The following is a 22,858-nucleotide window of genomic DNA, read 5'->3' as shown; positions in this document are numbered from 1 at the left end:
CGGGACGGGGAATGCCCTGCGGGTCCAGCCTCGCCGGCGTTTGAGGCGCGGGGTACGGGGCGGAGCCCGGGAGGCCGAGCGGGGGGATGCGGATCACCATGGAATCGGGCGGAGTCCGGTCAGAGGGCGGCCACCTCTGCTAGATTGGTCTATACCACACACCACACTCCAGATCGGCAGGCCCCGCGTGGAAGTTGTCATCGTCCCGGACGCCAAGGCAGGCGGCGAGCTCATCGCGGAGGCCATGGCCGCCCTGGTCCGCCGCAAGCCCGACGCCCTGCTCGGCGTGGCGACCGGCTCTACCCCGCTGCCCATCTACGAGGCCCTCGCCGCCAAGGTGAAGGCCGGCGAGGTCGACGCCTCCAAGGCCCGCATCTGCCAGCTCGACGAGTACGTCGGCCTGCCGACCGGGCACCCCGAGTCCTACCGGGCCGTCGTGCTGCGCGAGGTCGTGGAGCCCCTGGGCCTGTCCGAGGCCTCCTTCATGGGCCCCGACGGCTCGGCCGAGGACATCGTCGCCGCCTGTGAGGCCTACGACCAGGCGCTCGCCGCAGCCGGCGGCGTCGACCTCCAGCTGCTGGGCATCGGCACCGACGGGCACATCGGCTTCAACGAGCCCTGCTCCTCCCTCGCCTCCCGCACCCGGATCAAGACGCTGACCGAGCAGACCCGCGTGGACAACGCGCGCTTCTTCGACAACGACATAGACCAGGTGCCGCACCACGTCATCACCCAGGGCATCGGCACCATCCTCGACGCCCGCCACCTGGTCCTCCTGGCCACCGGCGAGGGCAAGGCCGAGGCCGTCGCGCAGACCGTCGAGGGCCCGCTGTCCGCGCTGGTCCCGGCCTCCGCGCTACAGCTGCACCGGCATGCGACGGTCGTCGTGGACGAGGCCGCCGCGTCGAAGCTGAAGCTGGCCGAGTACTTCCGCCACACCTACGCCAACAAGCCGTCCTGGCAGGGCCTGTAGCCGACTCCGAAGGGCCGGACTCCCGGTCCTCGGGGGTTCCAGCTGGCTCGTGCAGCAGGGCTACAGCGACACCGAGGCGGTATCACCGATTTCCACGGTGGTACCGCCTTCCGGCGCGTCCAGGTACCCGGCCCAGGCCCGCGCGTCGTCCGCCGGCCTTGCCCCGGGCCCCGAAAGATCAGCCGGAAGTCTGCCCCGCTCAGCGGCGGAGGGCTTCCGCGGGCTCGATCCGCGCCGCCCGCCACGCCGGGTAGAGACCGGCCAGCAGTCCGGTGAGCAGCCCCGCGAGGGGCGCGGTGGCGACGGTTGCGGGGTGGATCACGGGGGTCCAGTCCCGGACCACCGCCACCCCGACCACGGTCAGTTCCCCGAGCGAGGTCCCCACCAGCCCACCGAGTGCGCCCAATGCGGCCGACTCGGTGAGGAACTGCGCGGAAATGTGCCGCCCCCGCGCCCCGAGCGCCCTGCGCAGCCCGATCTCCCCGGTCCGTTCCAGGACCGCGACCAGCGTGGTGTTGGCGATCCCGACCGCGCCGATCACCAGGCACACGCCGGCGAGCAGCAGGAACAGTGCGCTCAGGTCGGAGGTCACATTGGCCCGCAGCATCCGCGGATCGGGCGGCGGCACGGCCTTCAGGTACTCGGGGTGGTCCGGCCGCAGGACGACGGGCGCCAGTTCGGCGACCTGCCGGGCTGCCCCGAGGTCGGTGGCGATCAGCATCCGCGCCTCGGTGGGGCCGGGCGGCCCCCACAGCTCCTCGGCGGTGGCCTTCGGGACCAGCACGGACATCAGGTGCTCGGGCTGCCTGCGCACGTCCTCGATGATCCCGGCCACGGTGAACGGCTCGTCGCCGATGAACACGGCGGGCCGGGTGGACAGCGAACCGATGCCGAGACGGCCGGCGAGCCCGCTCCCGATCAGGGCGACCCGCTGCCTGCTCTGCTCGGCGAAGCCGTCGTAGAGCCTGCCCTCCTGAAGGGTCGGGACCAGCGCGGCGACGGCGCCGGGGGATGCGGCAACGACGGTGGAGTTGGCATCGGCGGCCTGCCCGGCGCCCGGGGTGGCGCCCTTGGGAGGCACGGTCCCGACGGTGCCGGCCGCGGCCGTGCGGACCTGCCACATGACGCCCGCGTGCTCGATCCCGGCCACGGCCGTCAGCCGCTTCTCCGCGTCGGCGGGGAAACCGGGCCCGGCGAACTCGTTCTGCTGCTGGGCCACGTCCTCGATGCTCACCTCGGTGGCGGTCAGGACGTTGAACCGGCCGTCGATCTGCGCCGAGATGGTGCCCGTCAGCCCGAGCACGGTGACGAAACTCCCGACGCCCAGCACCGTGCCGAGCGCGGTGAGCGCGGCGCGGCCGGGGCGGCGCAGCATCCCCGCCACCGCCTCGGTGAGCATGTCGCGGGCGCCGAGCCGGGTCACCGGCACGCCCCTGGGCGCGGACCCCCCGGCCCGGCCGGGGCGGCGGATCCGTCCGGTCATGACGCCTCCCGCAGAACGCCGTCCCGTACGGTGACGGTTCGCCGGCCGTGCGCCGCCACTTCGGTGTCGTGGGTGATGACCAGCACTGTCATCCCGGTCGCGTGCAGGTCCTCCAGCACCGAGAGGACCGCGGCCGCGTTGGCGCTGTCGAGGTTGCCGGTCGGTTCGTCGCAGAGCAGCAGGGACGGGCGTCCGACCAGGGCCCGGGCGATGGCCACGCGCTGCCGCTCGCCGCCGGACAGCCGGCCGGGTACCGCGTCGACGCGGTGGCCGAGCCCGACCTGGTCCAGCGCCGCACGGGCCCGGTGGAGGCGCTCCGCGCGCGGCACCCGGGTGTAGAGCATGGCGAGGGTGACGTTCTCCAGGGCGCTGCGGTGAGGCAGCAGGTGGAAGGACTGGAACACGAAGCCGATCCGGTGTCCGCGCAGCGCCGTGCGATCGCGGTCGGCAAGGGTGCCGGTGTCGATGCCGTCGAGCAGATAGCGGCCGCCGGTCGGGGAGTCGAGCAGCCCGGTGACGTTGAGGAAGGTCGACTTCCCTGAGCCGGACGGGCCGACGACGGTGATGAACTCGCCCCGTTCGACGGTCAGGTCACACGGCTTGAGGGCGTCGACCGGCGGCGGTCCCGAGTAGCGGAGGGCGACCTGCTCGAAGCGGATGACCGGCACGGCGTGGGAGCCGGAGTCGGCGGGAGCGGCGAGGGCAGCGGCCCGGGAGCCGCGGCGGTCGCCGTCCGCACCGCCAGAGTCGGCCGTGGGGGCCTGTGCACCGCTTGGCGTGCGCCGCCGCCACGGGATCAACGCTTGCCTCCGCTCTTCTCTCCCCCGGAGACACCGATGACCACCCGGGCGCCCACCGCGAGGGCGTCCGCCTGCACGGGCTCGACGGCCACGTAGCCGTCACCGCTCGTGGCCGTACGGACCTCGACCCGCTGCTGCGAACCGTCGGCGCGGAGGATGGCGACGACGGTGCGTCCGTCGGCGCCCGCCGACACGGCGGTGACGGGCACCACCAAGGCCGCGCCGTCGGTGGCCGCGGACTCGACGGTCAGCCGTACGTCCTGCCCGGTGAAGGAGGCGGGGAGCGCCTGGGAGGGCCGGACGAGCATCCGGTATCCGACTCCTCCTGCGGGGTTCGCGGATCCGCCCGAGGAGCCCTGTCCGCCACCACCGCCCGTGCCCCCCTTGCCGTCGCCGGAACCTGGCCCCGCCCCGCCTTGGCCCTGCTGGCCGGTGGAGCGTTCCGTGGCGACGAGCCACACCTCGGCCCGGATGTCCTGGCCGGCCGTCTCCGAGGAGATCAGCACCGGCATGCCGGGGCGCAGGAGCCGCTTCTTGTCCTCGGGAAGGTAGGCCTCGACGACGAGGTCCCCCGAGGACAGGGTGAGTACCGGGCCGGACAGCTCGGCGCCCACCCGGGTCGCGACCGAGCTGACCCGGGCCGGGAAGGAGCCGAGGAACACGACCTCGGAGGCGGGCAGCGTCGGCCCGTCGGCGGCCTCTGCCGCGACCAGCACCGAGCGGGCGTCGGTGAGTTGCTGCTGGGCGCGGGTCAGTTCCCGCCCGTTGCCGGTGGCCGCTCTGCCGGAGGCGGCGACCTTGCCGATCCCATTGTCGGTGCCCTTGTCTGGCTCCGCGCCGGCGTCCTTGCTCGCGGCGGCCTTGGCGTCCTCGACGGCCCATTCGGCGGACCGTACGGCTTCCCGGGCCTGCTTGAGCGCGACTCCGCCGTCGGCGACGGCCGGCAGCGGCTCGTAGCCGATCGCCTTGTAGCGGGCGGTCAGCGCCGCTTTGGTTCCGGTGCCGAAGGTGCCCTTGGGGTCATTGCCGGTGCCATGGCCGAGCTCGCGCAGCGCCTGCTGGAGCTGGGCGACGTCGTCGCCGGTGGCTCCCGGCTTCAGGTCGCGGTAGACCGGCAGTCCGCCCTTGAGGGCGAACACGGGGCGTCCGGACACCTCCGCCAGCAGCTGACCGGCTGTGATCTCGTCGCCCGCCTTCAGCGTCAGTTTGGTCACCACGGCCGCGCCGGCACCCTCGCCGGACCCGTGACCCTGCGGGGACACGGTGACGGTCTGCCCGGCGATGACGGTCCCGCGCGTGACCACGGTCTGGGCGAGCACCCGGCTTTCGACGGGGACGGTCAGGGCCTGCTGGGCGGGCGGCCTACTCTCGGCCGCGACCTGCGCGGGCGACTTCACCACCAGGGTGGCGAGCAGCCCGCCCACGGCCATCAGCCCGGCGCCGGCCACGAGCCCGGCGACCACCCTGCGGCCCCGCGTGAGGCCGTCCGCCTGCCGGTTGTCACCGCTCTCGGAGGGGCGGTGCTCCAGGGTCTCCAGCTCGTTCACCCGCCGAGCACGTCCGGACGGGAGTCGTCCCTCTTGGCCGTTTCGCTCCGGCACGCCAGGAGTGCGTCGACGTGCTTCGTCTTCAGGTCGCCCGTCTGCTGGGGCGTCAGTTCAATGACAGCGGTGCTCGGGTTCGGGTCGGGCACCCAGTCGAGGCCCTGCCGGCGCAGGCAGTCGGCCCGTCGCTGTTCGTTGGCGAGCTGCTCCGCACTGATCTGCTGCGGTTCGAGGGCCGGCTTGAGGGACTCGCACGCCTTCTCGGCCGCGGTCACCTTGTCCTGCGGGTCCGTCTTGGCCAGTCGCGGCTCGCCGGAGTCCGTGAACTCCACGGCGAGACCGTTCTTCTCCAAGCAGTCGAAGTACTTGAGTTCATCCTCGCGGGGAGCGGCACTGCCACTCGGTGACGGCTTGGCGCCGGCCGTCGGCCCTGACTTCTCCGAACATCCGCTCAACCCGAGGCAGACCGCGAACAGAATCGGCACAATCAGTGGCTTGCGTATCAAGACGCTTCCTACGGATAGAAACGGAATTGAAGCGTCCGCCGCCTTGGATTCCGGGCGAGCGCGCGGCCGATGCTAGTCCAGCCTGACGGGCCTTTCAACTTGCCTTTTTGCGACATGTATTGACGGTCCATCATCCGGACACCCCGTTGTGCGCGGAGAATTGATGCCTTTGAATTGGCCGCCGCACGGGAGAGGCGATGTGAGCGGCCCCTCCATCCGAATACCCCGAGGAGAACACAGTGAAGGCCGTCAGCAGGAAGCGTTTCGCAGGGCTGGCCGTGGCCCTGGCCACTGCCGGTGTGGTCATGGCCGGCACGGCGCCGGCGTCGGCCACTCAGAAGAACGGCTACCTGGAAACCTGGGAATTCGGCCTTTACTACAACTCGGGCCTGGGCGGCTGCGTATTCGACCTGGACTGGGACACCACGGACTTCACCGGTTACACCTTCACCGGGCCGGCCGGTTGCTCCGGGCGCGGATACAAGACCAACGACAACACCGCCTCGTACAACAACAACGATGCGGTTTCGTGGAAGGTCGCCACCGACAAGGACTGCGACGGCAACGTGGGCACGCTCCCCAAGCAGTACACGGGCAACGCGAGCGCGACCTTCAAGAACGCGATCAGCTCCGCGTACCCGATCGCCTGCGGCTGACCCATGCGCGCAACCGCTGTCAGCCCCGGCCACCGGCGCGCCCTGTCCGCGGCGGCCACCGCCATGGCCGCCTGCCTGTTGGCAGGCTGTTCCAGTGGCGGAGGCGGCGCCGAGGGGGAACCCGCGCTGGGGCCGGTGGCGAACAACCCCGACACCGCCTCCCTCTCCTTCCCGATGGACGCGTACACGGACTCCGAAGCCGACATCCGTCGCATGGAACTGGTCCAGGACCGCATCACCAGCGTGTGCATGGCCCGGTACGGGTTCCAGTACGTGGGTTCGGCCGGCTCCTTGGAGCGGCAGCCGTCCGGCACCGCCGAGGACCGGCACCGCTACCGGTACGGAATCGCCGATCCCGCGTACGCCGCGCGGTACGGCTACGACAAACGGGCCGGTGCGGGACCTCGGGCCAAGCCGGCCCCGCCGGAGCTCAGCGACAGTGCCCTGGTCGTGCTGAAGGGGCTGAACCCCGGCGAAGGCGTGGGGAGCCGCCCCGACGCGGCCTCCGACGAGGAGGCCGCGCAGACCGACAGCGGCCTCAGCGTCGGCGGGAAACCGGTCCCGCCGGGCGGTTGCGGACGTGAGGGATACCGCAAGCTCTACGCGCCGGCCAAGGACAGCGTGGACCTGCTGTTCGCCTTCGGCCTGTCCGCGGAGGCCCTCGACCGGGCCAAGAACGACTCCCGGGTCCGGGACGCGGTGGCCAAATGGTCCGCGTGTATGGCCGATGCGGGCTACTCGGGCATCGAGACCCCGTACGACGTGGTCGAGAAGCTCGGCCTGACGGAGGACAAGGGCGGGCCACGGGCGGTCGCCGTCGCGGTCAAGGACGTCGCGTGCAAGCGTGAGGTGAACCTCGTGGGCGTGTCGGCGGCGGTCGAGACGGCCTACCAGGACCGGTTGATGGAGGAGCACGCCGAGACGCTCGCGCTGTACAAGAAGCAGCGGGACGCCCGGTTCAAGCTGGCCGCCTCGATGTCCTGACGTCCTGACCAGGGGCACATGCGAAGGGCCGGACCCCCTCCTCGGGGGTCCGGCCCTTCGCCGTACCTGGCGGGCCTAGACGCCCGCGATGACCTCGGCGGCGGCCCGGCCGCAGACGCGGGAGGCGCCGTGCGTGACGATGTACAGGGCGCCGCGCGCGGTGGCCTGCGGGACGCCCATCTCGACGACCACCGTGTCCGGCCGTGCGGCGACCAGCGCGTCCACGGCCGCCGTCATCCACGGGTGCCGGTGCTCGTCGCGGACCACCGCGACCACGGTGCGCTCCCCCGCGGCCGCCAGGATGTCGCCGGCTGCGGACCCCTCCGGGTAGACGCCCGACTCCGTGCCGGGGAGCAGCCCGGCCAGCTCCGCCGCCACGCCCCACGGGGTCTCGTCCCCCACCGCGATGTTCGCGACGGGCGCGAGCGTGGCGACGTACGGGGTGGAGAGCGGCGTGCGCGCACCGGTGATGACCAGGGCGCGGCGGGCGGCCGTCAGGCCGATGTCGGACGCGCGGCTCCCCTCCTGCCGCGCATCCGACATCGCCGCCCGGCGGGTCCATTCGGCCAGCGCGCGCACCCGGGCGGCGGCGTCGGCGAGGCGCTCCTCGGGCAGTGTGCCCTCGCGGACGGCCGTGACCAGCGCGTCGCGCAGCCGCAGGACGGTCGCCTCGTCGGCGAGTCCGCCGCCGACGCAGATGGCGTCGGCGCCGGCCGCGATGGCGAGTACCGAGCCGCGTTCGATCCCGTACGTCCCGGCGATGGCGTTCATCTCCATGCCGTCGGTGACGATGAGGCCCTCGTAGCCGAGCTCCTTGCGCAGCAGGCCGGTCAGGATCTGCGGGCTGAGCGTGGCGGGTCGGGTCGGGTCGAGGGCGGGCACCAGGATGTGCGCGCTCATCACGGCCTTGGTGCCGGCCTCGATGGCGGCCTTGAAGGGGATCAGTTCGCGGGCGACCAGGGTGTCGAGGTCGACGTCGATGCGCGGCAGCGCGTGGTGCGAGTCGACGTTGGTGTCGCCGTGGCCCGGGAAGTGCTTGGTGCAGGCGGCGACGCCGGCGGCTTGGAGGCCCTCGACGTAGGCGGCGGTGTGCCGGGCGGCGAGGTGGGTGTCGGCGCCGAAGGACCGTACGCCGATCACCGGGTTGTCGGGGTTGGAGTTGACGTCCGCGGACGGGGCCCAGTTGAGGTTGACCCCGCACTCGGCGAGGCGGCGGCCCAGCTCGCGGGCCACGTCCCGGGTCAGCGCGGTGTCGTCGACGGCGCCGAGGGCCAGGTTGCCGGGGAAGGAGGAGCCGGCCCGCACTTCGAGGCGGGTGACGTCACCGCCCTCCTCGTCGATGGCGACCAGGACGTCGTCGCGCTCGGTGCGCAGCTGCGCGGTGAGGGCGGCGAGCTGCTCGGGCGAGGCGATGTTGCGGCCGAAGAGGCCCACGGCGGTGAGGCCTTCGCCGACCTGGCGCAGCAGCCAGGCGGGGGCGGTGGTGCCTTCGAAACCGGGTTGGAGGACCGCGAGGGCGTCGCGCGTCAGAGTGTCGACCCGGTGCGCAAGGACAGTCATGTGCCGTTATCCCTTCACGGCGCCGGCGGTCATCCCGCCGACGGCCTTGCGCTGGAGGAAGATGAAGATCAGCAGGACCGGGACCGCGAACAGCGAGGACGCGGCCATGGTGGCGCCCCAGTCGTTGCCGAAGGCCGTCTGGAACTCGGTCAGCCAGAGCGGCAGGGTCTGCGCGGTCTTGTCCTTGTTCAGGATCAGGACCATCGCGAACTCGTTCCAGGCGGTGATGAAGCCGAAGAGCGAGGTGGACATCAGGCCGGGGGCCAGCAGCGGGAAGATCACCTTGCGGAAGGCCTGGCCGCGGGTGCAGCCGTCGATCTGGGCGGCCTCCTCCAGGGTCACCGGGACCGCCGCGATGAAGCCGCGCAGCGTCCAGATGGTGAAGGGGAGGACCATCACGAAGTAGATCGCGGTGAGCAGGGGGAGGCTGTTCAGCATCTCGCTGTCGCGGGCGATCATGTACATCGCGATGACCATGACCTCCCAGGGGGCCATCTGGGCCATCATCACGGCGAGTACGAGGCCCTTGCGGCCCTTGAACCTCATCCGGGCGATGGCGAAGCTCGCGGCGAGGGCGACGAGGAGGGCGAGCAGGACGGCGCCGACGGTGACCAGGACGCTGTTGCCGACGTACGTCCAGAAGTTCTCGACCCCGGTGGCCTTGGTGAAGTTGTCCAGCGTCGGGGTGAAGACGAAGGCCGGGTCCTTGGTGAGGATCTCGCTCGACGGCTTGAGGGCCGAGGAGAACATCCAGTACACGGGGAAGACGAAGACGGCGGCCAGCAGGAGCGCGCCGAGGTTCTTGGCGACGGTCCCGGGGCGCAGCGGCCGGCGGGTGCGGAGCTGCTGCGCGGGCTTCGCGGAGGGGGCGGACGCCGCGGTCTTCGGGGCGGTGGTCGTGCTCACTGCTCCTCCTCCTGCTTCAGGATCAGGCGGAAGTAGAAGGACATGACGACCACGAGGATCAGGATCGTCAGGACGGAGATCGCGGCGGCGAGGCCGTAGTGGGACTGGCTCTGGCCCTCGACGTAGGCGAAGACCGGGAGGATCTCGGAGGCGCGGTCGGGGCCGCCCTTGTTCATCGCGTAGACCTGGGTGAAGGCCTTGAAGACCCAGATCACCTCGAGGAACGTGGTGATGAGGAAGAAGGGCTTGAGGTTCGGGAAGACGACCTTCCAGAAGGTCTGCCAGCCGTTGGCGCCGTCCATCCGGGCCGCCTCGTACAGCTCGGCGCCGACCGTGGTCAGACCGGCGTACATGTTGAGGGCGACGAAGGGGACGGAGCCCCAAACCACCAGGAGGGTGACGATCGTCAGGGTGGAGAGGCCGGACTCGAACCAGTTGTGCTGTTCGTAGCCGGAGAATCCGACGGTGCGCATGACCCAGTTCATGACGCCGAACTGCTCGTCGAACAGCCAGTTGAAGACCTGTACGGAGGCGACGATCGGCATGGCCCAGGCCATCACCAGTGCCATCGACAGGACCAGGCGCATCCACTTGCCGAGCTTGTTGAGCAGGATGCCGATCAGGCTGCCGAGCACCATGATCAACGCGACGTTGGCCATGGTGAAGGCGAAGCTTCGGAGGACGACGGTCCAGAAGTTCGAGTCGCCGAGGAGCTCGGTGTAGTTGTCGAACCCCGCGGACGGGTACTTCCGCTGGATGAACTCGATCTTGTTGATGTCCTGGAAGGACAGGATCACGTTCTTGATCAGCGGGTACAGCAGCAGGGTCGCGAGGCTGAGCACCGCGGGCCCGATCAGGAGGTAGGGCAGCCACCCCGAAGGGAGCGACTTTCTGCCCCCGCGAGGAGACGCCGGGCCGGGGGCGGCGGCGCCGGCAGGCGCCTTCGGCGGTCGTCCGGCGGACTTCTGTGGTGCGTCCTGTGGAGCGCTGGTCGCCGCTCCCTGGGAGTGCACGGTCATGTCTTGGTTTCCTCGCGGTTGACTGTGGAGTCAAATGCGCGACCGGGGGTGTGGCAGACGCCTGGGCGCCTGCCACACCCCCCGGTGCGTTCACACTGCTGGGTACAGCGGGTCCTGCGGGTGGTGCTGGTGGTGCTCGTGGTGCTCGTACTGCGGGGTGTTGTTACTGGTTGATGCGCTTCGCGATCTCCGCGTCCGCTGCCGCGCCCGCCTTGGCGGCGTCCTCACCGTTCAGGACCTTGGTCATGAACTCCTTGATCGGGTTCGGCTCGGTCTCGACGTTCGCCCAACCCGCGGTGACCGGGGTGATCTTGCCGTTGGCGCCGGCCTTGGCCATCGACTCGGCGAAGGAGCCCGGGGTGGTGGCGAAGTTCGCGGCGGCCTGGTTCGGGAGCAGCGCGCCCTTGGTCTCGGCGGCGTACTTGGTCATCTGGTCCTTGCCGGCGGCGAGGGCCAGCCACTCCTTGGCGAGCTCCTTGTTCTTGGAGCGCTCGGCCACGGCGAGGTTCGAGCCGCCGAGGAAGACGGTGCCCGGCTTGTCGGCGGTCTTGCCCGGGATCGGGAAGTAGCCGAAGTCGGCCTCCTTGCCCGCGTCCTTCAGGGCCTTCTCCGCTCCGGAGGCCTCCCAGCCGAGACCGATCCAGGAGGCGACGCCGCCCTTGGGAACGATGTCGACGGACTGCTGCGGGGTGGCCTCGTCCTTGTCCTTCGGGGCGGTGGAGAAGGACTGGAGCTTCTTGTAGAACTCCATCGCGGAGGCGGCCTGCGGGGTGCTCAGCTGGCCCTTCCACTTGCCGCCGTCCTTGACGGCCAGGTCGCCGCCCTCGTCCCAGACGAACCCGGCGAGGACGTACCAGCTCTGGCCGGGCAGGTAGATCGGCTGCGAGGCCGGGTCGGCCGCCTTCAGCTTCTCCAGGCCGGCCACCCACTCGTCGCGGGTCTTCGGCGGGGTGACGCCGGCCTTCTCGAAGGCCTTCTTGTCGTACACGACGACGCGGTTGGCGGCGTACCACGGGGCGGAGTAGAGCTTGCCGTCGATCTCGGACGAGGCCATCATGCCCTTCGCCCAGGCGTCCGCGCCGAGCTTGGCCTTGTCCTGCGTGAGGTCGGCGAGGCCGCCGGTGACCGCGTAGCCGGCGGTCTGGGTGTTGCCGAGCTCAAGGACGTCGGGCGGGGTGTTCTCGGAGAGGGCCGTGGTGACCTTCTCCTGGATGCCCTTCCACTTCTGCTCCTCGACCTTGACCGTGACGCCGGGGTGCTTGGCCGCGAACTCCTTGTTGACCTCGTCGAGCCAGGCCTTGGGCGCGGAACCGTCCATCAGCCAGACGGTGATCTCCTTGGCGCCACCCGCGTCGGTCTTCGCCTTGTCGTCGCTGCCGTTGCCGCACGCCGCGACTCCGACCATCATGCCCGCGACACTGACCGCCGCGATGAGCTTGCGCTTCACGCCACCCTCCTCAGGGATGCTGCCTGCAACTTCCCTCGCCCGCCGCGGTGACGTACCAAGTACTGCCCGTGGGGCCGGGATCTGATCCATATTGGTGTAGACCAGTAGCTGGAGCTTGGCCTAGACCTTTGGGGGTGTCAAGGGTCTAATGAGCGGGTGATCGGTCCGTTATCGGACCGACACCTGGACAGAGAGAAAGCCTGTCCCCCCGCACGTGTCACGATGTGACCGCACATATCGGAGGAGCCGGTGACGGCAGCGAAACTGGAGTCGGGAAGGCGGGCGGCGATGGCCACCGAAGGGGCGATCACGGAGCCGGAAAGCGGGGCGGCCACTCGCACGGCGCGTGTACCCAAGTACTACCGACTCAAGCGGCACTTGCTCGACATGACCGAGACACTGCCGCCCGGCACCCCGGTCCCGCCGGAGCGCACGCTCGCGGCCGAATTCGACACCTCACGGACCACCGTCCGACAAGCCCTCCAGGAACTGGTCGTAGAGGGACGACTGGAGCGGATCCAGGGCAAAGGCACCTTCGTCGCCAAGCCCAAGGTCTCCCAGGCCCTGCAACTCACCTCCTACACGGAGGACATGCGGGCACAGGGACTGGAACCGACCTCCCAGCTCCTGGACATCGGCTACGTGACGGCCGACGACACCCTCGCCGGGCTGCTGAAGATCAACACGGGCGGACGGGTGCTGCGCATCGAGCGGCTGCGCCTCGCCAGCGGCGAGCCGATGGCCATCGAGACCACCCACCTGTCGGCCAAGCGCTTCCCCGCGCTGCGCCGTTCGCTCGCCAAGTACACCTCCCTCTACACGGCCCTCGCCGAGGTGTACGACGTGCACCTGGCCGAGGCCGAGGAGACCATCGAGACCTCGCTGGCCACCCCGCGCGAGGCCGGTCTGCTCGGCACCGACGTCGGCCTGCCGATGCTGATGCTCTCCCGGCACTCCCTGGACGCCGACGGCGAGCCGGTGGAGTGGGTGCGGTCCGTGTACCGCGGCGACCGCTACAAGTTCGTCGCCAGGCTCAAGCGGCCCGCCGTCTGACGATCGGCGCCCTATAAAAAGTTGCCCCATACCGATATACGGACGGGGTCTTACGTTCACCGGGCAATCCCCCGTAGATTCCCTGCGCTTACGCAGATGATCGACGAGGGGACGAGGGTCATGCCTGAACCGGAAGCAACAGGGACACAACAGGCCGGAACACAAAAGGACGTGGCGGGTCCGGGCACCACTCCGGGCTCGCCCTCTCCGAAGTCCATCGCCGTGTGGGTGCTCGTCGGACTCGTCGGCGCCCTCGGCTGGGCCGTACTGGCCCTCTCCCGCGGCGAGGAGATCTCCGCCGCCTGGCTGCTCGCCGCCGCGCTCGGCTCGTACGCGATCGGCTACCGCTTCTACTCGCGCTTCATCGCGAACCGCGTACTGAAGGTGGACAAGACGCGGGCCACCCCCGCCGAACGCCTTGACAACGGTGTCGACTTCCACCCCACCGACCGGCGCGTGCTCTTCGGCCACCACTTCGCCGCCGTCGCCGGCGCCGGCCCGCTCGTCGGTCCCGTGCTCGCCGCGCAGATGGGCTACCTGCCGGGCACCATCTGGATCGTCGCGGGCGTCATCTTCGCCGGCGCCGTCCAGGACATGGTCACCCTGTTCTTCTCCACCCGCCGCGACGGCCGCTCGCTCGGCCAGATGGCCCGGGACGAGATCGGCCCCGTGGGCGGAGCCGCCGCCCTGATCGCCGTGTTCGCCATCATGATCATCCTGCTGGCGGTGCTGGCACTGGTCATCGTGAACGCGCTGGCGCACTCCCCCTGGGGCGTGTTCTCCATCGGCATGACCATCCCGATCGCCCTCTTCATGGGCTTCTACCTGCGCGTGCTGCGGCCGGGCCGGGTCACCGAGGTCTCCGTCATCGGCGTGGTGCTGCTGCTGATCGCGATCGTCGCGGGCGGCTGGGTCGCCGAGTCCTCCTTCGCGGGCACCTTCACGCTGGAGAAGGAGACACTGGTCGTCTGGATGGTCGCGTACGGCTTCGTCGCGTCGGTGCTGCCGGTGTGGATGCTGCTCGCGCCCCGCGACTACCTCTCCACCTTCATGAAGATCGGCACCATCGCGCTGCTCGCGCTGGGCGTGGTCATCGCCATGCCGACGCTTAAGATGCCCGCGGTCACCGACTTCGCCGCGCGCGGCGACGGCCCGGTCTTCGCCGGGTCGATGTTCCCGTTCGTCTTCATCACCATCGCGTGCGGGGCCCTGTCCGGCTTCCATTCGCTGGTGTCCTCGGGCACCACCCCGAAGATGATCCAGAAGGAGACCCAGGTCCGGGTCATCGGCTACGGCTCGATGCTCACCGAGTCCTTCGTCGCCGTCATGGCGATCATCGCGGCCTCCATCATCGAGCCGGGCCTGTTCTTCGCGGTGAACTCCCCCGGCGGCGTCGTCGGCACCACCGTCCAGACCGCCTCGCAAGCGGTGACGAACTTCGGTTTCGCCATCAGCCCGGAAGCCCTCGCGAAGGCCGCGACGGACGTGGAGGAAGCCACCCTGCTGTCCCGTACGGGCGGCGCGCCGACCTTCGCACTCGGAATGTCGGAGATCTTCTCGTCCGTGTTCGGCGGGGCCGGAATGAAGGCCTTCTGGTACCACTTCGCCATCATGTTCGAGGCGCTGTTCATCCTCACCACGCTCGACGCGGGCACCCGCGTCGGACGGTTCATGCTCCAGGACACCCTGGGCAACGTGCACAAGTCCTTCAAGGACGTCAGCTGGAAGCCGGGCGTGTGGCTGGCGAGCGCCGTCGTCGTCGGCGGCTGGGGCTACTTCCTGTGGGTCGGCATCAAGGACCCGCTGGGCGGCATCAACCAGCTCTTCCCGCTGTTCGGCATCGCGAACCAGCTCCTCGCGGCCGTCGCCCTGGCCGTCTGCACCACGCTGCTGGTCAAGTCCGGCCGGCTCAAGTGGGCCTGGGTGACGGGTGTCCCGCTGGCGTGGGACGTGGCCGTGACGCTCACCGCGAGCTACCAGAAGGTCTTCTCGGACGACGTGAAGGTCGGCTTCTTCGCGCAGCGCGACAAGTACCAGGGCGGGATCGACGCGGGCAAGGTGCTGCCGCCCGCCAAGAACATGGACGACATGCACACCGTGGTCACCAACGCCACGGTGGACGGCGTGCTGTCGGCGCTGTTCGCGGTGCTGATCGTCGTCGTGCTGGCCGACGCGGCCCGTACCTGCTTCAAGGCCATCGCCAACCCCGAGTCGGTACGGCTCTCCGAGGTCCCGTGGACCGAGTCGAAGATCATCGCCCCGGCCGGGCTGATCCCGACCGCGGCCGAGCGGGCCGAGCTCACCGCGGCCGGCCTGGACTCGGGCGGCGGACGGGTCAAGGAACCGGCGGCGTCATGAGCCTGCGCGGCGCGCTGGCCCGCGCCCGGTTCTTCGTACGGGAGTTCTCGGGCGAGGCGGCTTACGACCGGTACGTCGCCCACGCCCGCTCCCACGACCCGCAGGCGGCGGTCCCGACCCGGCGCGAGTTCGAACGCGCCCGCACGGACGCCCGCGAGGCGGACCCCCGCGAGGGCTTCCGCTGCTGCTGAGCACCACCTGCTCCGGAGCGAGGCCCCGCCGCATCCCGCGGCGGGGCCTTCGCGCGGCCTCCACACGGCCCTCGCTCAGCCGTCGCGCAGGCCTCGCGCACACTGGGTGCCATGGACATCGTGATCAGGGCGGCGCTGCCCGCCGAGTACGAGCAGCTGGGCGAGATCACCGCGCAGGCGTACGTGGGCGACGGGCTCCTCGGTTCCGGCGAGGCGTTCTACGTGGCCGTGCTGCGCGATGTCGCCGGCCGGGCCGCCGACGGCGAGGTGCTCGTGGCCGTCGACGAGGGCGGGCTGCTCGGCGGCGTGACCTTCGCCCCGCCCGGAAGTCCGCTGGCCGACATCGCCGGGCCCGGGGAAGCGGAGTTCCGGATGCTGGCCGTCTCCCGGGAAGCGCGGGGACGCGGCACGGGCGAGGCCCTCGTGCGCGCCTGCATGGCCCGCGCCCGGGAATCGGAGGGCGTCACGCACCTGGTGCTCTCGACCCAGCGCGGCATGACCGGCGCCCAACGGATCTACGAGCGGCTCGGCTTCGTCCGCACTCCGGAGCGGGACTGGGCGCCGGTTCCCGGCCTGACACTGCTCACCTACCGCCTGGAGCTGTAGCCGCGCCGACACAACATGTGGGGGGTCGCGCAAGTGCGGCCCCCCACATGTATGCTCATGCCTGCTGTCGCCGCAGGGGAATCCGGTGCGAATCCGGAACTGTCCCGCAACGGTATGAAAAGTCCGAGGACCTGCCGACAGTGCGCCCGGGTCGACCGAACCGGGTGCCGATACGTCCGGGCCTCGCGGTTGGGCCGGTGGACGCCATGCGGTGTACGCGTTCCTGGCACGCCCGCATGCGCCTCCCCGCGCCCGCCCGCCGTCGACCGGGCCGAGCGAGGGAGAGCTCCCGCCGTGACCATCGCGCCTTCCGCACCGCGCGCCGAGTCCGTTTCTGGCGACAACACCGAGGGCCCGGGGGCCACGCTGCTGCGTACCCTCACCGAACTGACGGCGGACCTCCCCGACACCGACCCCGGCCGGGTCGCCGCCGCCGCGCTGCGCGGCCGCAGCGCCGCCGCGGACGACGCCGAACTGCGCGGCCTGGCCACCGAGGCCGCCGCCGGCCTGATCTCCGAGGACCCGGCGTACTCCAAGCTCGCCGCACGACTGCTGACGCTGGCCGTCCGCGACGAGGCCGCCGGCCAGGGCTCCACCTCCTTCTCCGGCTCCGTCGAGGTCGGCCACCGCGAGGGGCTGATCGCCGACCGCACCGCCGAGTTCGTCCGCGCCCACGCGGCCCGCCTGGACGCGCTCGTCGAACACACCCTCGCCGAGGGCGCCGACGACCGCTTCGGCTTCTTCGGCCTGCGCACCCTGCACAGCCGCTACCTGCTGCGCCACCCCATCACCCGCCAGGTGATCGAGACCCCGCAGTACTTCATGCTGCGCGTGGCCTGCGGCCTCGCCGCGGACGAGTCGGTCGCGGCCGTCGAGGAAGTCGCCTCCCTCTACCGGCTGATGAGCCGCCTCGACTACCTGCCGTCCTCCCCCACGCTCTTCAACTCCGGCACCCGGCACCCGCAGATGTCCTCCTGCTACCTGCTGGACTCCCCGCTGGACGAGCTCGACTCGATCTACGACCGCTACCACCAGGTCGCGCGGCTGTCGAAGCACGCGGGCGGCATCGGCCTCTCGTACTCCCGCATCCGCGCCCGCGGTTCGCTGATCCGCGGCACCAACGGCCACTCCAACGGCATCGTGCCGTTCCTGAAGACGCTGGACGCCTCCGTCGCCGCCGTGAACCAGGGCGGCCGCCGCAAGGGCGCCGCCGCCGTCTACCTGGAGACCTGGCACGCGGACATCGAGGAGTTCCTGGAGCTCCGCGACAACACCGGTGAGGACCAGCGCCGTACGCACAACCTGAACCTGGCCCACTGGGTGCCGGACGAGTTCATGCGCCGCGTGAACGCCGACGCCGACTGGTCGCTGTTCTCCCCGGCCGACGTGCCCGAGCTGGTCGACCTGTGGGGCGACGCGTTCGACGCCGCCTACCGCAAGGCCGAGGCGGACGGCCTGGCCCGCAAGACCATGCCCGCCCGCGACCTGTACGGCCGGATGATGCGCACCCTCGCGCAGACCGGCCAGGGCTGGATGACCTTCAAGGACGCCTCCAACCGCACGGCGAACCAGACCGCCGAGCCGGGCACGGTCGTGCACTCCTCCAACCTCTGCACCGAGATCATCGAGGTCACCAACGACGGCGAGACGGCCGTCTGCAACCTCGGCTCCGTCAACCTCGGCGCCTTCGTCGTCGACGGCGAGATCGACTGGGAGCGGATCGACGAGACCGTCCGCACCGCCGTCACCTTCCTCGACCGCGTGGTGGACATCAACTTCTACCCGACCGAGCAGGCGGGCCGCTCCAACGCCCGCTGGCGGCCGGTCGGCCTGGGCGCCATGGGTCTCCAGGACGTCTTCTTCAAGCTGAAGCTGCCCTTCGACTCCCCCGAGGCGAAGGCCCTGTCCACGAAGCTCTCCGAGCGCATCATGCTGGCCGCGTACGAGGCCTCCTGCGACCTCGCCGAGCGCAGCGGCCCGCTGCCGGCCTGGGAGCAGACCCGCACCGCGCGCGGCGTCCTGCACCCGGACCACTACGACGTCGAGCTGAACTGGCCGGAGCGCTGGGACGCGCTGCGCGCCCGCGTCGCGAAGACCGGCATGCGCAACTCGCTGCTCCTCGCCATCGCCCCGACGGCGACGATCGCCTCGATCGCCGGCGTGTACGAGTGCATCGAGCCGCAGGTCTCCAACCTCTTCAAGCGCGAGACGCTCAGCGGTGAGTTCCTCCAGGTCAACGGCTACCTGGTGGAGGAGCTGAAGCAGCTCGGCGTGTGGGACGCCCAGACCCGCGAGGCCCTGCGCGACTCCTCCGGTTCGGTCCAGGGCTTCGGCTGGATCCCGGCCGAGGTCCGCGAGCTGTACCGCACGGCGTGGGAGATCCCGCAGCGCGGCCTGATCGACATGGCGGCGGCCCGTACGCCGTTCCTCGACCAGTCCCAGTCGCTGAACCTGTTCCTGGAGACGCCCACCATCGGCAAGCTCAGCTCGATGTACGCGTACGCCTGGAAGCAGGGCCTGAAGACCACGTACTACCTGCGCTCGCGCCCGGCGACGAAGATCGCCCGCGCCGCACAGGCCGCCACCACCCCCGTGACCCTCCCGCAGGCCGTCGACGCCGACGCTCTGGCCTGCTCCCTTGAGAACCCCGAGTCCTGCGAGGCCTGCCAGTAATGAGCACCACCCAGTCCGACAAGAACCTCCTGGACCCGGGCTTCGAGCTCACGCTCCGCCCCATGCGCTACCCGGACTTCTACGAGCGCTACCGGGACGCGATCAAGAACACCTGGACGGTGGAGGAGGTCGACCTCCACTCGGACGTCGCCGACCTCGCGAAACTGACGCCGGCCGAGCAGCACATGATCGGCCGTCTGGTCGCGTTCTTCGCGACGGGCGACTCGATCGTCTCGAACAACCTGGTGCTCACCCTCTACAAGCACATCAACTCCCCGGAGGCGCGCCTGTACCTGTCGCGCCAGCTGTTCGAGGAGGCCGTGCACGTCCAGTTCTATCTGACGCTGCTCGACACCTACCTGCCGGACCCGGACGACCGCGCGGCGGCCTTCGACGCGGTCGAGGAGATCCCCTCCATCCGCGAGAAGGCGCAGTTCTGCTTCAAGTGGATGGACTCGGTCGAGAAGATCGACCGCCTGGAGACGCAGGCCGACCGCCGCCGCTTCCTGCTGAACCTGATCTGCTTCGCCGCGTGCATCGAGGGCCTGTTCTTCTACGGCGCCTTCGCGTACGTGTACTGGTTCCGCTCCCGCGGCCTGCTGCACGGCCTGGCCACCGGCACCAACTGGGTGTTCCGGGACGAGAGCTGCCACATGGACTTCGCCTTCGCGGTCATCGACACCGTCCGCAAGGAGGAGCCGGAACTCTTCGACGACGAACTCCAGCAGCAGGTCACCGACATGCTGAAGGAGGCCGTGGAGGCGGAGCTGCAGTTCGGCCGCGACCTGTGCGGCGACGGCCTGCCGGGCATGAACACCGAGTCGATGCGCGAGTACCTGGAGTGCGTCGCGGACCAGCGCCTGATCCGCCTGGGCTTCCCGGCGGTGTACGGCTCGCAGAACCCGTTCTCCTTCATGGAGCTGCAGGGCGTCCAGGAGCTGACGAACTTCTTCGAGCGTCGCCCGTCGGCCTATCAGGTCGCGGTCGAGGGCACGGTCGACCTGGACGAGGACTTCTGAGCCTTCCGGATCGAACGGGCCGAACGGCCCGAACGGGCCGAACGGGCCCCGCGTATCTCTGATCGGCCGGCGGCTGCTTCGCGCAGCTGCCGGTCGATTCCGCGTTCACGGGCGATTCCGTACAGGGAGGGCCCCAGGAGGAGTGCGGCGACGGCCAGGACGACGAGGTAGTTCACGAGCGTGTTCATGACTCCACTCTCGCGAGACCGCGGAAAACCGGACAGTGGCAGGACTGTCATGGAAGTACGAATTACTGCCACACTGGAGCCATGCCTCTGAACAACGTGGCCGTGGCCGTGGTCAACGGCGTCGCCCCCTTCGAGCTGGGCATCTTCTGCGAGGTCTTCGGGATCGATCGCAGCACGATGGGCCTGCCGACGTACGAGTTCGCCGTGTGCGCCGTCGAGGACAATCCGCTGCCCGTCGGCGACGGACACTTCAGCCTCACGCTCCCCCACGGGCCCGAGCGGCTGGAGGAGGCGGACCTGATCTGTCTGCCCGCCGACCGGGAGGCGCCCACCCGCGACTACCCCGAGGCCCTGCTGGCCGCCCTGAACCGGGCCGTGGACCGGGGTGCGCGGCTGCTGAGCGTGTGCAGCGGCGCCTTCATGCTCGGTGCGGCCGGGCTGCTCGACGGCCGCCGCTGCACCACGCACTGGATGCACGCGCCCGCCCTGACGCGCCGCTACCCGCGCGCCCTGGTCGACCCCGACGTGCTGTACGTGGACGAGGGCCAGGTGATCACCGCGGCCGGCACCGCCTCCGGGATCGACGCGTGCCTGCACGTCGTACGGCAGGAGCAGGGCGCCGAGGTGGCCAACACCATCGCGCGGCGGATGGTCGTACCGCCCCACCGGGACGGCGGGCAGGCCCAGTTCATCCAGCGGCCGCTCCCCCGCACGGCCTGCGACACCGTGGGCGAGGTGATCGGGTGGATGGCCCGCCACCTGGAGGACGAGATCACCGTCGAGCAGCTCGCCGAGCGCGCGCACATGTCACCGCGTACGTTCGCCCGCCGCTTCCTCCAGGAGACCGGCACCACCCCCTACCAGTGGGTGCTGCGCCAGCGGGTCCTGCTCGCCCAGGAGCTGCTGGAGACCACCGACGAGACCGTCGACGCGATCGCGGGTCGCTGCGGCTTCGGCAACGCGGCCGCCCTGCGCCACCATTTCCTGCGGACGCTGGGCACCACCCCGAACTCCTTCAGGCGTACGTTCCGCGGCCCGCGGGCCGCCGCCTGACCGGGTTCCGCACGTACGCGCACATGCCGCAGGCCCCGCTCCGGGACGTCGGAGCGGGGCCCTGCGGCGTGCGTGCTCGTGGCGCGAGCGGCGATCAGGCGTTCGGGACGGTCTCGTAGCGCGGGGTGCCCTCTTCCATCTGCCGCAGGGCGTCCTTGCGGTCCCGCTTCGAGAGCCGGTCGATGTACAGGTACCCGTACAGGTGGTCCGTCTCGTGCTGGAGGCAGCGCGCGAAGTAGCCGGTGCCGCGCACCTTGATCGGGTTGCCCTGGGCGTCCTGGCCCTCGACCTCGGCGTAGTCCGGGCGGGCCAGCGAGGCGTAGGCGGTCGGGACCGACAGGCAGCCCTCGTTGGAGTCGTCCAGAACCCGGGCGCCCGCCGGGAGCTCGACGAGCTTCGGGTTGATCACGACACCGGTGTGGCGCACGCCGTCGTCGTCCGGGCAGTCGTAGACGAAGACCTTGGCGTCCACGCCGATCTGGTTGGCGGCCAGGCCCACGCCCTCGGCGGCCTTCTGGCTGGCGAACATGTCGTCGATCAGCTGCGCCAGCTCGTCGCCGAACTCGGTGACGTCCTTGCACTCGCGGTGCAGGACCGGGTTGCCGACGACGGTGATCGGGCGGGCGGTGCCGCGCTCACGGTGGGCGAGCTCGCGCTCGGCACAGTCCTCCGTGTCCACGACGTACCCGTCGTTCACGATCTCGACAACCTCGTTCTCCTGCTGCGACATGTCCGCCGTACGCCTTCCGTAAGTCCAAGTCATCGATGATCGCCGATGGCCACCGATGTGCCCGTACAGCCTACGGCCCCGGCTCAGCAGACTTCTTCGAGATCCCGCCACTCGCGGGTGTCCGGGCTGTCCGCGACCCAGCCGTCGAGCAGACCGCGCACCAGACCGGCCGGGGCCGCGATGCCGCATTCGCGCTCGGGCACCCACAGCGAGCCGGAACCGGCCGTACGGTGCCCCAGCGGGCCGGGATGCCCCGGCTCGCTGTGGTCGTGCGGATCCAGGTGTTCGCCGTCGCCCTCGTCGCTCGGCATCTCGCTCTCCGAACAAGTCCGGCACAGCAGCCGCACCGACGAGGACCAGTCCTCGGCGGCGAAGCCGGCGTCCGCGGCGAGCTGCTCCAGCGCGTCACGGTCCGCTTCCCCGGCCGCTTCCAGCAGCACCACCCACGTCGGCACCGGCGACGGCGCCCACAGCTCGATCTCGTCGAAGACGGGGTACGAAGGGCCGGCCGCGGTGATCCGCTCGCCGTGCGGGACCCCGTCGTGCAGCACGACCTCGCCCCAGCGCCGCCCCGAGGAGGGCAGCGGGATGGAGAGGACCTCCAGCCGGGCCGGGTCCAGCCTGCGCCCCCAGACGACCTCGGCCTCGCCCTCCGGCGACAGGCGGACGGCCGCGCTGCCGAGCTCCATGCCCACCGGTTCGCCGTTGCCACCCGCGCCGTGGGGGTCTCCGGGCACCTTCAGCCCGTACGCCTGCCAGGCCCGACGGGCCAGCGGCCAGTCCTGGAGCGCGGTGGCGGCGATGCCGACGTTCCACCAGTCCGGGGCGCCGGTCTCACGGTCCAGAAGGGCCACGGCGCGCAGCCCGGCGGCCCGCGCCTGCTCCCAGTCGTGCCGGAACTTGTGCAGCAGGGCCAGGTTGAACCAGGACTCGGACAGCCAGGGTTCCAGGTCCGCCGCCCTGGTCAGGAGCGCACCCGCGTCCTCGTACCGACCGTCGCCGATCAGCGTGAACGCGCGGTCGGTGGCCTGCCGCCACGAGGCGGACGGCCTATGCCGTACCTTCCCGAAGATCCTCACGATTCCCGCCTGCCTGGGGCACCTCCCAGC

The 22,858-nt window shown here is 70.6% G+C and carries 21 protein-coding genes and 1 riboswitch; of the genes, 10 read left to right on the top strand and 11 right to left on the bottom strand.

The features are described 5' to 3' along the window. The first annotated feature begins 187 nt into the window (after nucleotides 1–187). The gene (nagB, locus tag ACFV9H_RS34155) at nucleotides 188–973 is read left to right on the top strand and encodes a glucosamine-6-phosphate deaminase (RefSeq protein WP_385406124.1); all 786 of its coding nucleotides are present in this window, start codon (nucleotides 188–190) and stop codon (nucleotides 971–973) included. A 199-nt stretch (nucleotides 974–1,172) separates the two neighbouring features. Here nagB and ACFV9H_RS34150 read toward each other — a convergent pair whose 3' ends face one another. From ACFV9H_RS34150 to ACFV9H_RS34135, 4 genes are all read right to left on the bottom strand, one after another. Beyond that, nucleotides 1,173–2,456 (bottom strand): ABC transporter permease, encoded by a 1,284-nt coding sequence (locus tag ACFV9H_RS34150; RefSeq protein ID WP_385406122.1) that lies wholly within the window; start codon nucleotides 2,454–2,456, stop codon nucleotides 1,173–1,175. Then, complete coding sequence (locus ACFV9H_RS34145) at nucleotides 2,453–3,124, bottom strand: ABC transporter ATP-binding protein (protein ID WP_385406134.1); 672 nt, start codon at nucleotides 3,122–3,124, stop codon at nucleotides 2,453–2,455. The genes ACFV9H_RS34150 and ACFV9H_RS34145 overlap by 4 nt, the downstream gene beginning before the upstream one ends. A gap of 128 nt (nucleotides 3,125–3,252) precedes the next feature. Then, a complete protein-coding gene (locus tag ACFV9H_RS34140; protein WP_385406119.1) occupies nucleotides 3,253–4,803 on the bottom strand; it encodes a peptidoglycan-binding protein in 1,551 nt (516 codons plus the stop codon). Beyond that, on the bottom strand, nucleotides 4,800–5,153 hold the full coding sequence (locus ACFV9H_RS34135) for a hypothetical protein (protein WP_385406117.1): 354 nt from the start codon (nucleotides 5,151–5,153) through the stop codon (nucleotides 4,800–4,802). The genes ACFV9H_RS34140 and ACFV9H_RS34135 overlap by 4 nt, the downstream gene beginning before the upstream one ends. 392 nt (nucleotides 5,154–5,545) lie before the next feature. Here ACFV9H_RS34135 and ACFV9H_RS34130 point away from each other — a divergent pair, with 392 nt between their 5' ends. Together ACFV9H_RS34130 and ACFV9H_RS34125 are read left to right on the top strand one after the other, a co-directional pair. Then, on the top strand, nucleotides 5,546–5,962 hold the full coding sequence (locus tag ACFV9H_RS34130; RefSeq protein ID WP_385406114.1) for a hypothetical protein: 417 nt from the start codon (nucleotides 5,546–5,548) through the stop codon (nucleotides 5,960–5,962). 3 nt (nucleotides 5,963–5,965) lie between these two features. Next, a complete protein-coding gene (locus ACFV9H_RS34125; protein WP_385406112.1) occupies nucleotides 5,966–6,946 on the top strand; it encodes a hypothetical protein in 981 nt (326 codons plus the stop codon). 75 nt (nucleotides 6,947–7,021) lie between these two features. Here ACFV9H_RS34125 and ACFV9H_RS34120 read toward each other — a convergent pair whose 3' ends face one another. The 4 genes from ACFV9H_RS34120 to ACFV9H_RS34105 all read right to left on the bottom strand — a co-directional run bounded on the left by ACFV9H_RS34120 (nucleotide 7,022) and on the right by ACFV9H_RS34105 (nucleotide 11,878). Beyond that, entirely contained in the window at nucleotides 7,022–8,506 is a 1,485-nt protein-coding gene (locus ACFV9H_RS34120) for a glycoside hydrolase family 3 protein (protein WP_385406110.1), read from the bottom strand. A 6-nt stretch (nucleotides 8,507–8,512) separates the two neighbouring features. Next, nucleotides 8,513–9,331, bottom strand: a complete 819-nt coding sequence (locus tag ACFV9H_RS34115) for a carbohydrate ABC transporter permease (protein WP_385406130.1) — start codon at nucleotides 9,329–9,331, stop codon at nucleotides 8,513–8,515. A 77-nt stretch (nucleotides 9,332–9,408) separates the two neighbouring features. Then, nucleotides 9,409–10,431, bottom strand: coding sequence for a carbohydrate ABC transporter permease (locus ACFV9H_RS34110; RefSeq protein WP_385406107.1), 1,023 nt, complete (start codon nucleotides 10,429–10,431; stop codon nucleotides 9,409–9,411). Nucleotides 10,432–10,594: 163 nt separating this feature from the next. Then, a complete protein-coding gene (locus tag ACFV9H_RS34105) occupies nucleotides 10,595–11,878 on the bottom strand; it encodes an extracellular solute-binding protein (RefSeq protein WP_385406105.1) in 1,284 nt (427 codons plus the stop codon). 288 nt (nucleotides 11,879–12,166) lie between these two features. On the opposite strand from ACFV9H_RS34105, the gene ACFV9H_RS34100 reads away from it, so the two are divergent. The 6 genes from ACFV9H_RS34100 (at nucleotide 12,167) to ACFV9H_RS34075 (ending at nucleotide 19,778) form a co-directional block, all read left to right on the top strand. Then, nucleotides 12,167–12,931: a GntR family transcriptional regulator gene (locus ACFV9H_RS34100; RefSeq protein ID WP_385406127.1), complete on the top strand. Its 765-nt coding sequence runs from the start codon at nucleotides 12,167–12,169 to the stop codon at nucleotides 12,929–12,931. A 120-nt stretch (nucleotides 12,932–13,051) separates the two neighbouring features. Next, complete coding sequence (locus ACFV9H_RS34095; RefSeq protein WP_385406102.1) at nucleotides 13,052–15,289, top strand: carbon starvation CstA family protein; 2,238 nt, start codon at nucleotides 13,052–13,054, stop codon at nucleotides 15,287–15,289. Continuing rightward, nucleotides 15,286–15,480, top strand: a complete 195-nt coding sequence (locus ACFV9H_RS34090) for a CstA-like transporter-associated (seleno)protein (RefSeq protein WP_385406100.1) — start codon at nucleotides 15,286–15,288, stop codon at nucleotides 15,478–15,480. The genes ACFV9H_RS34095 and ACFV9H_RS34090 overlap by 4 nt, the downstream gene beginning before the upstream one ends. Before the next feature lie 111 nt (nucleotides 15,481–15,591). After that, a complete protein-coding gene (locus ACFV9H_RS34085) occupies nucleotides 15,592–16,086 on the top strand; it encodes a GNAT family N-acetyltransferase (RefSeq protein WP_385406097.1) in 495 nt (164 codons plus the stop codon). 44 nt (nucleotides 16,087–16,130) lie between these two features. Then, a riboswitch (cobalamin riboswitch) is annotated at nucleotides 16,131–16,240 on the top strand. Nucleotides 16,241–16,380: 140 nt separating this feature from the next. Beyond that, nucleotides 16,381–18,759 (top strand): ribonucleoside-diphosphate reductase subunit alpha, encoded by a 2,379-nt coding sequence (locus ACFV9H_RS34080; protein WP_385406094.1) that lies wholly within the window; start codon nucleotides 16,381–16,383, stop codon nucleotides 18,757–18,759. Next, nucleotides 18,759–19,778, top strand: a complete 1,020-nt coding sequence (locus tag ACFV9H_RS34075; RefSeq protein ID WP_385406091.1) for a ribonucleotide-diphosphate reductase subunit beta — start codon at nucleotides 18,759–18,761, stop codon at nucleotides 19,776–19,778. The genes ACFV9H_RS34080 and ACFV9H_RS34075 overlap by 1 nt, the downstream gene beginning before the upstream one ends. On the opposite strand, the gene ACFV9H_RS34070 is transcribed toward ACFV9H_RS34075, so the two are convergent. After that, complete coding sequence (locus ACFV9H_RS34070) at nucleotides 19,733–19,966, bottom strand: hypothetical protein (RefSeq protein ID WP_385406089.1); 234 nt, start codon at nucleotides 19,964–19,966, stop codon at nucleotides 19,733–19,735. The two genes, ACFV9H_RS34075 and ACFV9H_RS34070, sit on opposite strands and share 46 nt — an antisense overlap. 81 nt (nucleotides 19,967–20,047) lie before the next feature. On the opposite strand from ACFV9H_RS34070, the gene ACFV9H_RS34065 reads away from it, so the two are divergent. Further along, a complete protein-coding gene (locus tag ACFV9H_RS34065) occupies nucleotides 20,048–21,019 on the top strand; it encodes a helix-turn-helix domain-containing protein (RefSeq protein WP_385406087.1) in 972 nt (323 codons plus the stop codon). Between the two features lie 94 nt (nucleotides 21,020–21,113). Here ACFV9H_RS34065 and def read toward each other — a convergent pair whose 3' ends face one another. Both def and ACFV9H_RS34055 read right to left on the bottom strand, forming a co-directional pair. After that, nucleotides 21,114–21,749, bottom strand: a complete 636-nt coding sequence (gene def / locus ACFV9H_RS34060) for a peptide deformylase (protein WP_385406085.1) — start codon at nucleotides 21,747–21,749, stop codon at nucleotides 21,114–21,116. Between the two features lie 83 nt (nucleotides 21,750–21,832). Further along, complete coding sequence (locus tag ACFV9H_RS34055) at nucleotides 21,833–22,828, bottom strand: tetratricopeptide repeat protein (protein WP_385406082.1); 996 nt, start codon at nucleotides 22,826–22,828, stop codon at nucleotides 21,833–21,835. Between the last annotated feature and the right edge of the window lie 30 nt (nucleotides 22,829–22,858).

Source organism: Streptomyces sp. NPDC059874 (assembly GCF_042731135.1).
GTDB lineage: Bacteria > Actinomycetota > Actinomycetes > Streptomycetales > Streptomycetaceae > Streptomyces.
The sequence above is the reverse complement of the archived record's forward strand: the minus strand, read 5'-3'. Positions and strand labels throughout refer to the sequence as shown.

Excerpts from the sequence above, each read along its gene's own strand:
- ACFV9H_RS34075 (WP_385406091.1), top strand. The coding sequence starts at position 18,759 with ATGAGCACCACCCAGTCCGACAAGAACCTCCTGGACCCGGGCTTCGAG.
- ACFV9H_RS34070 (WP_385406089.1), bottom strand. The coding sequence starts at position 19,966 with ATGAACACGCTCGTGAACTACCTCGTCGTCCTGGCCGTCGCCGCACTC.
- ACFV9H_RS34120 (WP_385406110.1), bottom strand. The coding sequence starts at position 8,506 with ATGACTGTCCTTGCGCACCGGGTCGACACTCTGACGCGCGACGCCCTC.
- ACFV9H_RS34150 (WP_385406122.1), bottom strand. The coding sequence starts at position 2,456 with ATGACCGGACGGATCCGCCGCCCCGGCCGGGCCGGGGGGTCCGCGCCC.
- ACFV9H_RS34085 (WP_385406097.1), top strand. The coding sequence starts at position 15,592 with ATGGACATCGTGATCAGGGCGGCGCTGCCCGCCGAGTACGAGCAGCTG.
- ACFV9H_RS34110 (WP_385406107.1), bottom strand. The coding sequence starts at position 10,431 with ATGACCGTGCACTCCCAGGGAGCGGCGACCAGCGCTCCACAGGACGCA.
- ACFV9H_RS34090 (WP_385406100.1), top strand. The coding sequence starts at position 15,286 with ATGAGCCTGCGCGGCGCGCTGGCCCGCGCCCGGTTCTTCGTACGGGAG.
- ACFV9H_RS34100 (WP_385406127.1), top strand. The coding sequence starts at position 12,167 with ATGGCCACCGAAGGGGCGATCACGGAGCCGGAAAGCGGGGCGGCCACT.
- def (WP_385406085.1), bottom strand. The coding sequence starts at position 21,749 with ATGTCGCAGCAGGAGAACGAGGTTGTCGAGATCGTGAACGACGGGTAC.
- ACFV9H_RS34095 (WP_385406102.1), top strand. The coding sequence starts at position 13,052 with ATGCCTGAACCGGAAGCAACAGGGACACAACAGGCCGGAACACAAAAG.
- ACFV9H_RS34125 (WP_385406112.1), top strand. The coding sequence starts at position 5,966 with ATGCGCGCAACCGCTGTCAGCCCCGGCCACCGGCGCGCCCTGTCCGCG.
- ACFV9H_RS34065 (WP_385406087.1), top strand. The coding sequence starts at position 20,048 with ATGCCTCTGAACAACGTGGCCGTGGCCGTGGTCAACGGCGTCGCCCCC.